The sequence below is a fragment of the Streptomyces sp. NBC_01716 genome (assembly GCF_036248275.1).
GTDB lineage: Bacteria > Actinomycetota > Actinomycetes > Streptomycetales > Streptomycetaceae > Streptomyces.
Genome location: NZ_CP109181.1, coordinates 3,876,978 through 3,892,257, shown reverse-complemented (window position 1 = coordinate 3,892,257; position 15,280 = coordinate 3,876,978). Strand labels below are relative to the sequence as shown.

10 protein-coding genes are annotated in these 15,280 nt (G+C 71.0%); 5 read left to right on the top strand and 5 right to left on the bottom strand.

Going from position 1 to position 15,280, the window contains the following annotated elements; all coding sequences use genetic code 11:
* Positions 1–22: 22 nt before the first annotated feature.
* Positions 23–2,881 (top strand): ADP-ribosyltransferase, encoded by a 2,859-nt coding sequence (locus tag OIE74_RS16935; RefSeq protein ID WP_329384060.1) that lies wholly within the window; start codon positions 23–25, stop codon positions 2,879–2,881.
* 109 nt (positions 2,882–2,990) lie between these two features.
* Here OIE74_RS16935 and OIE74_RS16930 read toward each other — a convergent pair whose 3' ends face one another.
* Both OIE74_RS16930 and OIE74_RS16925 read right to left on the bottom strand, forming a co-directional pair.
* On the bottom strand, positions 2,991–4,199 hold the full coding sequence (locus OIE74_RS16930) for an RCC1 domain-containing protein (RefSeq protein WP_329384057.1): 1,209 nt from the start codon (positions 4,197–4,199) through the stop codon (positions 2,991–2,993).
* Between the two features lie 239 nt (positions 4,200–4,438).
* Complete coding sequence (locus OIE74_RS16925) at positions 4,439–5,344, bottom strand: helix-turn-helix transcriptional regulator (protein WP_329384054.1); 906 nt, start codon at positions 5,342–5,344, stop codon at positions 4,439–4,441.
* A 193-nt stretch (positions 5,345–5,537) separates the two neighbouring features.
* On the opposite strand from OIE74_RS16925, the gene OIE74_RS16920 reads away from it, so the two are divergent.
* The gene (locus OIE74_RS16920) at positions 5,538–6,308 is read left to right on the top strand and encodes an SDR family oxidoreductase (RefSeq protein WP_329384052.1); all 771 of its coding nucleotides are present in this window, start codon (positions 5,538–5,540) and stop codon (positions 6,306–6,308) included.
* A gap of 37 nt (positions 6,309–6,345) precedes the next feature.
* Here the strand turns inward: OIE74_RS16920 and OIE74_RS16915 are convergent, their stop codons facing one another.
* The 3 genes from OIE74_RS16915 to OIE74_RS16905 all read right to left on the bottom strand — a co-directional run bounded on the left by OIE74_RS16915 (position 6,346) and on the right by OIE74_RS16905 (position 10,106).
* Entirely contained in the window at positions 6,346–7,515 is a 1,170-nt protein-coding gene (locus tag OIE74_RS16915; RefSeq protein WP_329384049.1) for a GDSL-type esterase/lipase family protein, read from the bottom strand.
* Between the two features lie 8 nt (positions 7,516–7,523).
* On the bottom strand, positions 7,524–8,132 hold the full coding sequence (locus OIE74_RS16910; RefSeq protein ID WP_329384047.1) for a TetR/AcrR family transcriptional regulator: 609 nt from the start codon (positions 8,130–8,132) through the stop codon (positions 7,524–7,526).
* 138 nt (positions 8,133–8,270) lie between these two features.
* Complete coding sequence (locus tag OIE74_RS16905) at positions 8,271–10,106, bottom strand: serine/threonine-protein kinase (RefSeq protein ID WP_329384044.1); 1,836 nt, start codon at positions 10,104–10,106, stop codon at positions 8,271–8,273.
* Positions 10,107–10,279: 173 nt separating this feature from the next.
* On the opposite strand from OIE74_RS16905, the gene OIE74_RS16900 reads away from it, so the two are divergent.
* From OIE74_RS16900 to OIE74_RS16890, 3 genes are all read left to right on the top strand, one after another.
* Positions 10,280–11,659: an aspartate aminotransferase family protein gene (locus OIE74_RS16900; protein WP_329384042.1), complete on the top strand. Its 1,380-nt coding sequence runs from the start codon at positions 10,280–10,282 to the stop codon at positions 11,657–11,659.
* Positions 11,660–11,811: 152 nt separating this feature from the next.
* On the top strand, positions 11,812–12,504 hold the full coding sequence (locus tag OIE74_RS16895; protein WP_329384039.1) for a GntR family transcriptional regulator: 693 nt from the start codon (positions 11,812–11,814) through the stop codon (positions 12,502–12,504).
* Between the two features lie 11 nt (positions 12,505–12,515).
* Positions 12,516–15,104: a dolichyl-phosphate beta-glucosyltransferase gene (locus tag OIE74_RS16890; RefSeq protein ID WP_329384035.1), complete on the top strand. Its 2,589-nt coding sequence runs from the start codon at positions 12,516–12,518 to the stop codon at positions 15,102–15,104.
* The last annotated feature ends 176 nt before the right edge of the window (positions 15,105–15,280 follow it).

Genomic DNA, 15,280 nt, shown 5'->3' with positions numbered 1-15,280 from the left:
ATTTTGGTGGAGGGGTTTTCCCTTGTCGGACTCACAGGGCCTGATGTTCCGGGCCGGCATTCCCACGCAACGCTGGGAGTTGCCCAGGTCACTCGCCGCCACCCGGGTACTGCTCTACCTGATGTTCGCGCTCACCCTGCTGGGCGGCATAGGTGTGCTGAACTCGCTGCTGGAGCTGGGCAGCCACATCACGCCGGCGCTGACTCTGGCGGCGCTGTACGCGATGGCGCCGGGTGTCGGCGCGGTGATACTGGCGCGGCGCCTGTGGACCGGCGGGAAGGTCGTCTGGATGGCGTTGATCGCTCTCCAGGCGTGGCTGCTGGTCGGCAGCGTCGTGAATCTGTACGCGGGTTCGGCGCGGGGAGTCACCCAACTGCTGTTGCCGGGGGCGCTGTTGGCGCTGGTGAGTGTGGGGGCGAGCCGGACCTGGTTCGAACTGCCGGCGGAACAGCGGGCCGTACGGCCGCGCTGGTCGCGCGAGCGGCTGCGGGGGGCTGTTCCGTCGATTCCGCACATGATCGGGTGGCGGCGGAACCGGGGTCAGTCGACGGTCGAGTACGCGGGCATGGTCGGCGTGGTCGCCCTGATCATCGGCGCGCTGCTTCTCACCGGCGTGGGACCCCAGATCGCGAACGGCCTCCAGACGGCGGTCTGCAACATCCTGGGCGGCGACTGCGAGAGCGACTCGGTCGCCGGGGGCGGCGGTGAGTCCGGCGGGGGTTCCAACGGGGGCGGTTCCGAGGGGGGCGGGGACAACGGTGGCTCTGGTTCCGACGGGGGTGGCTCCGATGGCGGTTCGGATGGGGGCGGTTCTGACGGCGGTTCGGACGGTGGCGGTGACAACGGCGGTTCGGACGGCGGGGGTTCGGACGGCGGTAGCGACAACGGTGGCGGTTCGGACGGTGGCGGCGACAACGGTGGGTCCGATGGTGGTGGGTCCGACGGCGGCGGGGACAACGGCGGGGGTTCGAACGGCGGCGGGTCTGACGGGGGCGGTTCGGACGGGGGTGGCTCCGATGGCGGTTCGGACGGTGGCGGGTCCGATGGCGGTGGGTCTGACGGCGGTGGGTCTGACGGCGGTGGCGACAACGGTGGTTCGGACGGGGGCGGTTCGGACGGTGGTGGCTCCAACGGTGGTGGGTCCAGCGGCGGCGGTTCCGATGGCGGTGGCGACAACGGCGGTTCGGACGGCGGGAGTTCCAGCGGTGGGGGGTCTGACGGTGGCGGTGACAACGGCGGTTCGGACAGCGGGGGTTCGGACGGCGGTAGCGACAGCGGCGGTGGGTCCGACGGTGGGGGCTCCGATGGCGGTGGCGACAACGGTGGTTCGGACGGGGGCGGTTCCGACGGCGGTGGTTCGAGTGGCGGCGGGTCCAACGGTGGCGGTTCGAGCGGTGGTGGCTCGAACGGTGGTGGCTCCAACGGTGGCGGTTCCAGCGGCGGTGGCTCCAATGGCGGTTCGGACAGCGGCGGTTCCGACAGCGGGGGTTCGGACAGCGGCGGCTCTGACGGTGGCGGCGACAGCGGCGGGTCCGACGGTGGTTCCGACAGCGGTGGTTCGAGCGGCGGTGTCGAGTGCAACCCGGTGATGGCCCCCTGGGGCATAACGCAGCACTGCACGGAAACCAGCACCGGTGGTTCAGACTCCGGCGGTGGGAGCAGCAGCGGCGGCAACAACGATGACGACAAGGACAAGGACGACGACGAGAAGGACGACGACGAGAAGGACGACGACGAGAAGGACGACGACAAGGTCGAGTGCAACCCCACCGGGGCCGGGTCTCAATGGGGCCTGACCGGCTGCACTGAGAAGGACGACAAGGACAAGGACGACGACGACAAGGACGACGACAAGGACGACGACAAGGACGAGGACGAGGACAACGACGAAGAGAAGGAAGACTGCCGGGACACCAACGTCGCCTTCTTCGGGCCGGTAACCACCGGCGCCGCCGGCGACGGGCGCTACACGCTTGCCTCGGCCGGTACTCGTACCCCTGTCGCCTACCGCGGCAGCGGCTCCGTCCTCCTGGCAGCTCCCGGAGACTCCTCTCCGGCGGACCTCGCGGCGGCGCTGTCCGCGAGCTCCATGGCCGGTGTCGACACGTTCCAGGATGTCGAGGACAGGCTCAGCATGGCGATCGGGCTCAGCGACCCGCCGCCTCGGCCGATCAAGGACGAGCCCGACCCCGAGCCGAAGAAGGACAAGCCGAAGCCGAAGCCGAAGCCCCCGGGTCTCAAGGGCTGCCCCGTCAAGACCCCGATGAACGTCCTGGACGACATCCCGAGCTACCCGAAGCCCGGGGATGGCCTCAACAGGAACGAGTGGGGCGAGAAGGTCGAGGAAGAAGCCAGGAAGCACAAGCTCACGGAGAACTTCACCAAGGAAGACGCGCTGATCATCGCGGACTACACGGGCTCCTGGGCCGAGGACGCGAACAAGTACCTGCGCGGTCAGCCCGTCCCGGGCAGCCGGGTGAACTCGGTACCGAAGTTCATCGAGAAGATGGACACCGCTCTGGAGCACCTGCCGCCCGTCGAGGGCACGTTCTACCGGGGCACGTTCATGCCGGATGAACTGCTGGAGAAGTACGCCAACGGTGAAGAGGTCGAGATGCCCGAGTACCTCAGCACCTCCAGCGACCCGGCGAAGGCCGACCGCGCCGCCGAGAACGCGAAGGCCAACGGCCGGAAGGGCGAGAACGTCCTGATGGAGATCACGACCGACAACGGCCGCAACATCGACCCGCTCTCCCGCTACCGGGGCAGGGAGTCGGAGGTCCTCATCCCGCGCGGCGGCAAGTTCGTGAAGACGGGCGAGACGACGAAGATCATCGGCGGCAAGGAGTACAAGGTCATCCAGGTGAAGCAGGTCGACTGAGCCGTAGCGCCACGGAGGCGTGGAGCCATGGCGCCATAGGTACGGCCCTGTGTGGTGACCCGTGAAGGTCACCGCACAGGGCCGGCTTCATGCCCGGGGTTGGTTCGGATCAGTAGGCGTAGCTCGTGTTTCCGCCGAGGGAGGCGGCCACGTGCTGCACGGTCGGGCTGGCGTTGAGGGTGTTGACGGTGCTGACCGACTCCATGTTCGTCATGTTCGACGTGGTGCTGTTGCCGACCTGGCCTTCGGTGTTGTGGCCCCAGGCGAAGATGTCCTCGCCGAAGACGGCGATGCCGTGCTGGGCGCCGGCCGCGACCTGCTCGGCGCCTTCGAGGCGCGGGATGCCGATGGGGGCGGTGCGGTTGGTGAACTGGCGGCTGTTCTTGGCGGTGGCCGGGTCGGCCTCCAGGAGCTGGTTGTTCTGGTTGTTGCCCCAGCCCCAGACGCGGCCGTCCTCGGTGATGGCGTAGTTGTGGTTGGCGCCGGCCTCGATGTCGCTGACTTCCTCGATCCAGTCGACGTCGACCGGCGTGGTGCTGCTCCGGGTGGAGGAGTCACCGAGCTGGCCGGACGTGTTCTTGCCCCACGCCTTGACCGTCTTGTCGGCGGTCAGCGCGAGCGCGTGGTGACAGCCGGCGTCGATCTCGGAGACGTTCTCCAGGCCCTCGATCTGACGGGGTACGGAGCTGGTGGCGCGGCTGCCGCTGCCGAGCTGGCCGTAGACGCCGCGGCCCCAGGCGTACACGTCGCCCTTCTCCGTCAGCGCCATGCTGAAGTCACAGCCCGCGGAGACCTGCTTGACCTTGGGCATGCCCTTGATCGCGCTGGGGACGGAGCGCATGTCGCCCGTGCGGCTGTTGCCGAGCTGGCCGTAGTTGTTGTCACCCCACGCGTACACGCGGCCGTTGGCGTCCAGCGCCAGGGCGTGCTCGCCGCCCGCGGCGACGTCCTTGACGTTCGTCAGGCGCGACACGGCGGTGGGGACGCTGCGGTTGGTGCGCTTGCCGTTGCCGAGCTGGCCGGAGCTGTTGTGGCCCCAGGACTTGACGGTCTCGTCGATGAGGGCGACCGCGAAGGAGTCGGACGACGAGGTGCCGCCGGCCGAGATCTTGTCGACGTCGCCGCGGACGAGCGAGGTGACGGGCACCGGGGTGGAGCTGTCCCTCGTGGCACCGTTGCCGAGCTGGCCGGTACGGCCGGCGCCCCAGCTCAGAACGGACGGGTCCTCCTGGACGGGCGCGGCGGCGACAGCGGCCAGGGGGGTGAGTGCGAGACCGGCGGTGAGGGCGGCGGTCAGGAGTGCGCGACTAGGGCGCATGGGAAGTCCTCTCGTGATGGTGCGGACCCGTCCTCGCGGGACCGCATCTGATCATCGACAGGCCCGACGGCCACCCCCTGAGGCGCGACCGGCCCCCCACCCGGATGGTCCCGAACAGCGACCCGAACGGCGTGCGGAGTGTGCGCCGTATTGAGCTCAGTGCGCCGTGTGAGCCGCCGGTGGATGCCGGGCGTCGGGTATTGGGGGTCGCGGGGGCGGAACGTGAGGTCAGGCGGAGGTCAGGAGGCGGGGTCCGGGGCCGGGCCGGTGTGCTGGGGTGCCGTCCAGCTGTCGAGGAGGCGCAGCGCGTCGGCGGAGGGGGAGCCGGGCTCGACGTTGTAGACGCACAGGGTCTGGTCGGTGTCGCCGGGCGGCTGGAGGGCCTCGTAACCGAAGTGCAGATCGCCGACCAGGGGGTGGCGGTAGTGCTTGGTCCCGTGCGTACGGCGCAGGACCCGGTGGTCGTTCCACCAGCCGGTGAACTCCGGGCAGCGCAGCGTCAGTTCGCCCACGAGGTCGGCGAGCTGGCGGTCGTTGGGGAAGCGGCCCGCCTCCAGGCGGAGCATGGCCACCGTCTCGGCGGCCATCTGGTCCCAGTTGCCGACGCGGTCGCGCGCCTCCGGGTCCAGGAGGTAGTAGCGGGCCATGTTGCGGCGGGTCGCGGGCAGGGCGTCGAAGTCGGTGAGGACCGCGCGGGCCAGCCGGTTGGAGGCCAGGATGTCGGTACGGCGGCCGAGGACGAAGGCCGGTACGTGGTCGAGTGTCTGGAGCATCAGACGCAGGCCGGGGCGGACACGCTGCGGGGCCACGGGTGTGTGGCGGGCGGGAGCGGGGCGCGTGACGAGGTCGGTGAGGTGCTGCTGCTCGTCGGTGTCCAGGCGCAGGGCGCGGGCCAGCGCGTCGACGACCTCGGGGGAGGGGTTGGTGGCCCGGCCCTGTTCGAGGCGGGTGTAGTACTCCGTGCTGACCCCGGCGAGGCGGGCGGTCTCGTCGCGGCGCAGGCCGGGCACTCGGCGCGTACGCCCGTCGGTGGGGAGGCCGGCCTCGTCGGGGGTGATGCGGGCGCGGCGTGAGCGGAGGAAGTCGGCCAGCTCGGTGCCGCGGGTGGTGCGCGTATTACCGGTGGTGCTCGCACTTCGGTCCATGGCTCAAGTGTCGGTGCTCGGGCGGGTGCCGGGTGGGGTGTGGGGGGTTCTGGGAGTACCTGCCTGGTCAGGGCCTGTTATGGCGGCCGGGGCCGCAGCCGGGGGTGGTGTTCTGGATGTGGGCCGGGAGCCGGCGGACGAGCTGCCGGGCCGGCCCCGTAATCCACTGGCATTTTTCGAGGAAGGCACAGCCATGTCCACGAACACCAAGCCACTCGCCGGGCGCGTCGCCGTCGTCACCGGCGGTTCCAGCGGCATCGGCGCCGCGACCGCCGAGCAACTGGCCGAGCTGGGCGCCTCCGTCGCCGTCCTCGCCCGGCGGGCGGACCGGCTGGACGACCTGGTCGCCCGGATCGGGAAGAACGGCGGCACCGCGATCGCCGTCGCCGCCGACGTGAGCGACCCCGACGCCGTACAGGCCGCCGCCGACCGTGTCGAGGCCGAACTGGGCGGCGCGGACCTGCTGTTCAACAACGCCGGGGTCATGCTGCCCGCGCCGATCGAGGAGCGGACCACGGAGCTGTGGCAGCGGCAGATCGACGTGAACGTCAGCGGACTGATGTACGTCATCGGGGCGTTCGTACCGCAGCTGGTGCGGGCCGCCGGGGAGCGGGGTGTCGCCGACCTGATCAACACGTCGTCGATCGGCGCGCAGAACATCTACACCAACTTCGCCGTCTACGCGGGCACCAAGGCGTACGTCACCCACATGTCCCGCAATCTGCGGGTGGAGCTGGGGCCGAAGAAGGTGCGCGTCTCGACGCTGGAGCCGGGTCTTGTCACCACCGAGCTCCAGACCCACGTCACCGACGGCGGCGCGCTGGAGTGGCTGGACGGGGTCCGGGACTCGCTGGAGTGGCTGACGCCGGAGGACGTGGCCGGGGCGGTCGGGTATCTGGCGGGGCTGCCGGCGCGCGTGAACTTCCAGCAGCTGACGCTGATGCCGACGGGGCAGCTGAGCTGAGGCGTCCCATGGGAGAGGGCCCGGCGCGCCGGCGCGGTCAGCGCGCCGGGTTCAGCCGGGTCTTCGTGAACGCCAGCTCCGCGAAGCGTTCGCCTATGCGCAGGTGCGTCGCGGCGTCCGGGTGGAGCTCGTCCGGGAGGGGCAGTTCGGCGTAGTCCGCCTCGCCGTACAGCTCCCGGCCGTCCAGGTGGTGCAGGTTCGGATCGTCGGCGGACCGCTGCCGTACGATCCGGGCCAGCTCGTCCCGGATGACGTTCAGCGTCAGCTTTCCGCTCGCGCGCTCGGCCGGGTCGCCCGCCGCCAGGAACCGGATCCGCCCCTCGCTGATCCCGGAGAAGTCCGGGGCGCTCGGGCCGGGCGTGTCCTCGTGGATACGGCAGTAGATGGGCGAGACGACCAGCAGCGGTGCCGTGGGGTGGCCCTCGCGGATCGTGTCGAGGAAGCCGTGGACGGCGGGGGCGAAGGCGCGCAGGCGCATCAGGTCGGTGTTGACCAGGTTGATGCCGATCTTGACGCTGATCAGGTCGGCCGGGGTGTCCCGCATCGTGCGCGCGGTGAACGGGTCGAGCAGGGCGCTGCCGCCGAAGCCGAGATTGACCAGGTCGACCCCGGCGAGGGAGGCGGCGAGTGCCGGCCAGGTCGTGGTCGGGCCGGCGGCGTCGGAGCCGTGGCTGATCGAGCTGCCGTGGTGCAGCCAGACCGGGCGGCCACGGTCCGGTACGGGCTCGACGGGGGCGTCCGTGCGCAGGGCGACGAGTTCGGTGGTCTCGTTGTGCGGCAGCCAGATCTCGACGTCCTTCTCGCCGTCGGGCAGGCCGTCGAAGCGCACGGTGCCGGGCGGGCCCGGCTTGTGCTCGGCGGTCCCGGCGGTCATGTCGATGGTCAGGGTGTTGCCGCCCTTGACCGACACCTGGTCCGTCAGCCGGCCGTCGACCAGCAAGTCGTACACGCCGTCGGGGCGGGGCGGCGCGCCCACGTACTCGCGTTTCGTGGGCAGCACGTCCAGCTCGACGGCGGTGGCGCGGGTGCGGAGGACGAGCCGTACGCCGGAGGGCTGGTTCTCCGCCATGGCCAGGTTCGGGTCGGTGTTCTGGGCGCGGGCCCAGGCGGGCAGGCGGTGTGGCAGGAGGCCGTGCGCGGTGCGCTCCAGTTCGAGGGCGCCGCGCAGGAGGCGGGGGGTGAGGGGGGTGGTGATCCAGTCGCGCATGGTCGGTCTCACTTCGTGGGTGGAGGGGCGGGGGGTGTGGCGGGCGCAGAGGCCGGCCAGGTGCGGAGGAGCGCGTCGATGCGGTCCACGATCCAGACCCAGGTCTCCCGGGTGTCGGGTGCGCTGTGGCTGAATCCGCCGGCGGTCTCCAGGCTGATGTAGCCGTGGAAGACGCTGCCCAGGAGCCGTACGGCGTGTGTCTGGTCCGGCTCCGTCAGGTCGTACCCGCGCAGGATCGCCCGGGTCATCTGGGCGTGCCGGGGTCCCGCGCTCGCGGCGGCCGTCTCCGGGTCGAGCGTCAGGCGGGCCGCGGTGTAGCGGCCGGGGTGCTCGCGGGCGTAGTCGCGGTAGACGTCCGCGAAGGCGGCGAGCGCGTCCTTGCCCGCGCGCCCGGCGAGCGCGGTGGCGAGCCGGTCGGCCATCTCCTCCAGCGAGAGCAGGGCGATCCTGGTCTTGAGGTCGTGGGAGCTCTTCAGATGCGAGTACAGACTCGCGACCTTGACGTCGAACTGCCGGGCGAGCGCGGAGACGGTCACCTGCTCGAACCCGACCTCATCGGCCAGCTCGGCTCCGGCGCGGACCAGGCGCTCCGTGGTCAGTCCTGCTCGTGGGGACATGGGTCCGGCCCTCCGCTGGTGTTCCTAAGTAGATTATGCGCATGCCTAAAGGCTATAGGCAAATGCTTGATCGCCACAGCCAGGAGTCGGCTAGGCTCAGCAGGCCGCTCTCGTCTTCAGTGGACCTAGGCCGCGCGGTCAGTCGTTCTTCGTGTACGTCACCGACTCGCCGTTCGCCGTGGTCACGCGGCGCAGGCGGCCGTCCGGGAGGATCGTCAGTTCGGTCGCCGCGCCCGGGGTGCAGGAGGACATCGGGCGGCCCGTCGTGACCGTGGACGGGCCGATCCGGAGCGGGCCGGAGCCCGGTGCCGCGCTGAGCGAGGCCTCGAAGACGCACTGATACGTGCCGCCGGTGTCGGTCGGGCCCTCCGCCGTCAGGACGAGCACGGTGTCGCCCACCGCGCCCTGGCGGATGGTGAGTTCGCGGGTGTTGAGCCCGCTCGCGCCGTCGATGGTGCCGGACCAGGCGCCGAGGTACCGCTTCGGTACGTCTCCGGGGCCGGCGTCCTCCGAGGCCGAAGGGGAGGGTGACCCGGTGGTCGAGGGCGCGTCCTCGGACGGTGTGTTCTCGCCCGCGGAGGACTTGTCGTCGGCCCGGTTTTTCGACGACTCGTTCTTCTCGCTGCCGCTGTCCATGAACGCGTACACCGAACCGCCCGCGCCCAGCGCGACGATCACCGCGACGGCGATCAGCGCGACCGTACCGCGACCGCTGCGACGCGGTGGCTCGGGAGGCGGGACGGGCGCCGGGCCGTACGGGGGAGTGGGGCCGTACGGGGATGGATGGCCGTAAGGGGGTGTGGCGCCCCACGGGGGGAGCGGGGGCTGGCCGGGCTGGGGGTAGCCGTACTGCTGGGGGAGCGGGGGTGGGGGGATGTGATGCATGGGTTGTGGCTCGGACTGCTGGGGCGGGGGTGGCGGCGGTTGTTGCGGCTGCGGTGCCGACTGCGGTGGCGGCGGGCTGATCATCGTCGCCATGCCGTGCATGTCGTTCCCGCCGGGCGGTGGCGGTTCGGGGGACGGTTCCGCCGGTGGGCCCACCGGCTTCGAGAACGCCAGCTCCGTACGCGCCCCCGGCTCCTCGTGGTCCAGCAACTGCACGGCGTCCGTGCCCAGTTGGGCGAGCAGCGGGCCGGGCAGCCAGGGCTCGGCGGCGTCCGGTTCGCCCACGCGGGCCAGGATCTGCGCCGGGGTCGGGCGCTCCGCCGGGTCCTTCTTCAGGCAGTCACCCACCAACTCCCGGAGCCCCTCGGGGAGTTCGGACACGTCCGGCTCCTCCTGCGCGATCCGGTACATCAGCACGTGCACAGCGGTGTCCGCCGTGCCGAAGGGGAGCCGACCCGTCGCCGCGTACATGAGCACCGACCCCAGACAGAACACGTCGCACGCGGGCGTGACCGCCGTGCCGCGCACCTGCTCAGGCGCCATGAAGCCGGGCGACCCGACGAGACTCCCGGTCCGGGTCGGCCCGGCGTCGGTGACCGACTCCAGCGCGCGGGCGATACCGAAGTCGATGACCTTCGGGCCCTCGATGGTGACGAGGACGTTGGACGGCTTGAGATCGCGGTGGATCAGACCGGCGCTGTGGATGTCCTGGAGGGCGTGGGCGAGACCCGAGCCGAGTATCCGTACCGAGCGCGCGGGCAGCGGCCCGTGCGTGCCCGAGACCACGTTCTGGAGCGCGGGCCCGGCCACGTACCCCGTGGCGACCCACGGCACCGGCGCCTCCGTGTTCGCGTCGAGGACCGGCGCCGTCCACACGCCGCCGACCCGCCGGGCCGCGGCGACCTCCAGCCGGAACCGGTTGCGGAACTCGTCCTGTACGGCGAGTTCCTTGCGTACGAGCTTCACCGCGACCGTACGGCCCCGGTCCGAGCGGGCCAGATAGACCTGGCCCATGCCGCCCGCGCCGAGGCGGGCCAGCAACCGGTACGCGCCGATGCGCTGTGGATCTCCCGCGGTCAGCTTCTCCATGGCCGTTCGGCCCTCCCCCAAGACGCACAAGCCCAAGACGCACAAGCCAACGCGCCGAGGATAGTGCCGTGTGCGCCGTACCGTCGGCGGGGCGACAGTCTGCCCAGTCACACGTCCAACACCAGACACCGTGTTCGCTCCCGCCCCCGCCCGCCGCTCTCTACGCTGTTGGCATGACCCCTCACCTCGACGTCAACCCTGTTGGCAATGTCGACCCGAAGGCCGGGGCCGCCGTCAAGGCCGCCGACCGTGCGCATGTGTTCCACTCCTGGTCCGCGCAGGAAGTGATCGACCCGCTGGCCGTCGCCGGTGCCGACGGTTCGTACTTCTGGGACTACGACGGCAACCGCTACCTGGACTTCACCAGCGGTCTCGTCTTTACCAACATTGGCTACCAGCACCCCGTCGTCGTCGCCGCCATCCAGGAGCAGGCGGCCAAACTCACCACCTTCGCGCCCGCTTTCGCCATCGACGTACGCTCCGAGGCCGCACGCCTCATCGCCGAGCGCACCCCTGGTGACCTTGACAAGATCTTCTTCACGAACGGTGGCGCCGAGGCCGTCGAGAACGCCGTACGGATGGCCCGGCTGCACACCGGCCGCCCCAAGGTGCTCTCGGCGTACCGCTCGTACCACGGCGGCACCACCACCGCGATCAACCTGACCGGCGACCCGCGCCGCTGGGCGTCCGACACCGGCAACGCCGGGGTCGTCCACTTCTGGGCGCCGTTCCTCTACCGCTCCCCCTTCTACGCCACCACCGAGGCCGAGGAGTGCGCCCGCGCGCTGGAACACCTGGAGGCGACCCTCGCCTTCGAGGGGCCGGGAACCGTCGCCGCGATCATCCTGGAGACCATCCCCGGCACGGCCGGCATCATGACGCCCCCGCCCGGATATCTCGCGGGCGTACGGGAGTTGTGCGACCGGCACGGCATCGTCTTCATCCTGGACGAGGTGATGGCGGGCTTCGGCCGTACCGGCGAATGGTTCGCGGCCGACCATTACGACGTCGTGCCCGACCTGCTGACCTTCGCCAAGGGCGTCAACTCCGGTTACGTACCCCTGGGCGGCGTCGCGATCTCCGCCGCCATCGCGGACACCTTCGCGACCCGCCCCTACCCGGGCGGTCTCACCTACTCCGGCCACCCGCTCGCCTGCGCCGCCGCCGTCGCGACGCTGCGGGTGATGGCCGACGAGAAGATCGTCGAGCACGCGGCGCACATCGGGGAGAACGTCCTCGGCCCCGGCCTGCGCGAACTGGCCGACCGGCACCCGTCGGTGGGCGAGGTGCGCGGGGCCGGTGTGTTCTGGGCGCTCGACCTCGTACGGGACAAGGAGACGCGCGAGCCGCTGGTGCCGTACAACGCGACGGGCGAGGCGAACGCGCCGATGGCCGCCTTCGCCGCCGCGTGCAAGAAGGGCGGGCTCTGGCCCTTCGTGAACATGAACCGGACGCACGCGGTGCCGCCGTGCACCGTCACCGAGGGGGAGGCGAAGGAGGGTCTGGCGATCCTGGACGCGGCGCTGGCCGTGGCCGACGAGCACACGCGGTAGGGCCCCACGCGGGGTCGGAGGTCCGGCGTACCGGTCGCGGTACGCCGGACCGCTCGGCGCACCCGCGGGCCCGGCCGACCGGGATCGGTCGCGAGGGCCCCTCCCCGTCCCTGGCTTAAGGTGTGCGAAGCCGGATGAGGGGACGACCACGAATGCCCGCCAGCGGAGCTGTGACCCGCAACACCCTGCGGCAACAGATCGCGGACGCACTGCGTGACGAGGTGTTGGCAGGGCGTTTGCTCCCTGGCGAGGAGTTCACCGTCAAGCACATCGCCGAGCAGTACGGCGTGTCGGCGACCCCCGTCCGTGAGGCGCTGGTCGACCTGAGCGCGCAGGGGCTGCTCGACTCCGACCAGCACCGGGGCTTCCACGTCCACCAGTTCACCGTCGGCGACTTCCGCGCCATGGTCGAGGCGCGCTCGCTGGTCTCGGACGGGATCTTCCGGCGTATCGCGGGGAGCGGTCTCGGGCGGGTGCGTTCCGAGGAGCTGGTGTCGGTACGGCGCCGGGCCGAGGAGGCCGCGCGGGCGGCCAAGGGCGGCGACCTGGACATCCTGATCGGGTACGACCTGCGCTTCTGGCGAGAGCTGACGACGCTCGTCGCGAATCAGTACATCTGTGACTTCCTGCACCGTATGCGGGTCCAGGCGTGGGTGTTCTCCGTGCCCTTCCTGCGCGCCGACGACGCCTGCCGCGACTGGCTGTGGAGCGGGCACGAGCAGCTGGTCGACGCGATCACCCTCGGCGACGCGGACGCCGCGCGCGCCGTCGTGGACGCCTCCCACGCGCACTCGCTGGCGTGGGTGGACCGGCTCGATCCGGAGCTGGGACGTCCGCGGAGGTGAGCGGGTACGCGATGAGCGGGAGCTCCGGCGCGCCTGGCGTGCCGCAGGTGTCGGGCATACCGGGCGCGGTCGGTACGGCCGCGGACCTGACCGTCGTCGTCCCCGCCTACAACGAGGAGAACCGGCTGCGGCCCACCCTCGACGCGATCTGCGCGCATCTGCGCGCGGACCCGGAGCGCTGGGGCGACTGGGAACTGATCGTCGTCGACGACGGGTCGACGGACCGTACCGGCGCGGTGGCGGCGGAGGCGGCTTCGGACGAGCCGCGCATCCAGCTGCTGACGAGCGACGAGAACCGGGGCAAGGGGCACGCGCTGCGGCTGGGCGTCCTGGCGTCGTACGGCCGGCGGGTGCTGGTCACGGACGCGGACCTGGCGACGCCGATCGAGGAACTGGACAGGCTGGACGCGCTGCTCGCGGAGGGCGCCAGCGACGCGCAGGCCGACAGCGACGCGCAGGCCGACAACGACGCGGGGACCGGCCCCGGCGCGGAGACCGGCCCCGGCGACGGAGGCCGCCCGTACGCCCCCGCCGCCGTGATCGGCTCCCGCGCCCTCCCCGACTCCCGCATCGATGTGCACCAGCGCCCGCTGCGCGAATGGCTCGGCCGGCTCGGCAACCGCCTCATCCGGCTCGTCGCCGTACGCGGCATACGCGACACCCAGTGCGGTTTCAAGCTCTTCGACGGCGACAAGGCCCGTGCCGCCTTCGCCGCGTCCCGCCTCGACGGCTGGGGCATAGACGTCGAGATCCTGCGCCACTTCCGCCGCGCCGGCTGGCCCGTCGCCGAGGTGCCGGTGCGCTGGTCGCACCAGTCGGGGTCGAAGGTCCGGCCCGCGGACTACGGGCGCGTACTGCTGGAGCTCGTACGGCTGCGTACCCGCGTACGCCCCGTGGATCTCGCCGTCGCCGGTCTCTTCCTCCTCGGGTCCCTCCTCCTCTACAAGGGTCTGTGGGCGGACCTGGGCCGCGCGTATCTCGCGGACTCGATGCAGGACCAGAACCAGTGGGAGTGGTTCTTCGCCGTCACCGCCGACAACGTCGTACATCTGCGCAACCCGCTCTTCACCACGTACCAGGGCTTTCCCGACGGCGTGAATCTGATGGCGAACACGGTCATGCTCGGCCTGTCCGTCCCGCTGACCCCCGTCACGCTCCTCTTCGGCCCGACGGTGACGTGGGCACTGGTCCTCACGCTCGGCCTGACGGCGACGGCCGTGGCCTGGTACTGGCTGTTCGTCCGCCGTATCACCCGCGTGCGCCCGGCGGCGGCCCTCGGCGCGGCGCTCGCCGCGTTCGCGCCGCCGATGATGTCGCACGGCACCGCGCACCCCAACTTCCTCGTGCTCTTCATGATCCCGGTGATCGTCGACCGGGCGCTGCGGCTGTGCGAGGCCCGCGACGGGGGCCGGCGCGTCGTACGGGACGGGGTGCTGCTCGGGCTCTTCGCGACGTACCAGATCTTCCTCGGCGAAGAACCGTTGCTGCTCGCGGCGATGGGGATGCTGATTTTCGCCCTCTCGTACGCGCTCGCGCGCCCCGACGTCGCGCGCGCCGCGCTGCCGTCGCTGCTGCGCGGGCTCGGTGTGGCGCTGGCGGTGTGTCTGCCGCTGGTGGCGTTGCCGCTGTACTGGCAGTTCTTCGGACCGCAGAGCTACCACAGCGTTCTGCACGGCGACAACGCGGGCAACAGCCCGCTCGCCTTCCTGGAGTTCTCGGGCCGCTCGCTGCTCGGCGACGAGACGCGCGCCGACACGCTCGCCATGAACCGCACCGAGCAGAACGCCTTCTACGGCTGGCCGTTGACCGCGCTCGTCTTCGGGATCGTGGTGTGGCTGTGGCGTTCGGCGCTGGTGAAGGCACTGACGGGCACGGTGCTCGTGGCCGCCCTGCTGTCGATGGGGCAGAAGATCCGGATCCCGTTCACGGACGTGGTGCTGCCGGGGCCGTGGCGCGCGCTGGCGCATCAGCCGCTCTTCGAGTCGGTGATCGAGTCGCGGGTGGCGATGATCTGCGCCCCGGCGCTCGGCGTGCTGATCGCGCTGGCCGCGGAACGGATCGCGGACCTCGAACCGCGTACGCACCGGGCGGTGGGGCTGGTCGCGCTCGCCGCCGCGCTGCTGCCGATCCTGCCGACGCCGCAGCCGGTGCGGGAGCGGGCGGAGGTGCCGCGGTTCATCACGGACGGCATGTACCGGGACTACGTCGCCGAGGGCGAGAGCGTCGTCCCCGTACCCCTGCCGAGTCCGGCCGAGGCGGACGCACTGCACTGGCAGTCGACGGAGGGCTTCGGCTTCTCCGTACCCGACGGGTACTTCAACGGGCCCTGGGGACCTGAGCGGATGGGCATCTACGGCGCCGCGCCCCGCTACACCTCCAACCTGTTCCGCGACATCCGTTACGGCGCGCGGATCCCGGACATCGGCCCGAGCTGGCGCGCGCAGGCCAGGCTCGACCTGGCGTACTGGAAGGCGGGCGTGGTGGTGCTCGCTCCGCAGGACAACGACGCGGCGCTGTACGAGGTCGTGACGAAACTGCTGGGGCGGCCGGGGGAGCGATTGGGGGGCGCGTGGGTATGGGACATGCCAAAGGCGCGTTGAGGACGACGGGTGTCGGTCGTCTTCGCTGATCGCGTTCGCCGCATTACGCTGGCCCGACGGCTGGTTCGTACGTACTCGTACACGGTCGTACGTAGTCGTGCGAATCTGACGGAGCAGAAGAAACGCGAAGAATCCGAAGAATCCGAATGATTTCAAGAATCCGAAGGAATCCGTTC

Bases quoted from the DNA above. Each gene is read 5' to 3' on its own strand.
- OIE74_RS16920 (WP_329384052.1), top strand. From the start codon at position 5,538: ATGTCCACGAACACCAAGCCACTCGCCGGGCGCGTCGCCGTCGTCACC.
- OIE74_RS16900 (WP_329384042.1), top strand. From the start codon at position 10,280: ATGACCCCTCACCTCGACGTCAACCCTGTTGGCAATGTCGACCCGAAG.
- OIE74_RS16925 (WP_329384054.1), bottom strand. From the start codon at position 5,344: ATGGACCGAAGTGCGAGCACCACCGGTAATACGCGCACCACCCGCGGC.
- OIE74_RS16910 (WP_329384047.1), bottom strand. From the start codon at position 8,132: ATGTCCCCACGAGCAGGACTGACCACGGAGCGCCTGGTCCGCGCCGGA.
- OIE74_RS16930 (WP_329384057.1), bottom strand. From the start codon at position 4,199: ATGCGCCCTAGTCGCGCACTCCTGACCGCCGCCCTCACCGCCGGTCTC.
- OIE74_RS16890 (WP_329384035.1), top strand. From the start codon at position 12,516: ATGAGCGGGAGCTCCGGCGCGCCTGGCGTGCCGCAGGTGTCGGGCATA.
- OIE74_RS16895 (WP_329384039.1), top strand. From the start codon at position 11,812: ATGCCCGCCAGCGGAGCTGTGACCCGCAACACCCTGCGGCAACAGATC.
- OIE74_RS16915 (WP_329384049.1), bottom strand. From the start codon at position 7,515: ATGCGCGACTGGATCACCACCCCCCTCACCCCCCGCCTCCTGCGCGGC.
- OIE74_RS16905 (WP_329384044.1), bottom strand. From the start codon at position 10,106: ATGGAGAAGCTGACCGCGGGAGATCCACAGCGCATCGGCGCGTACCGG.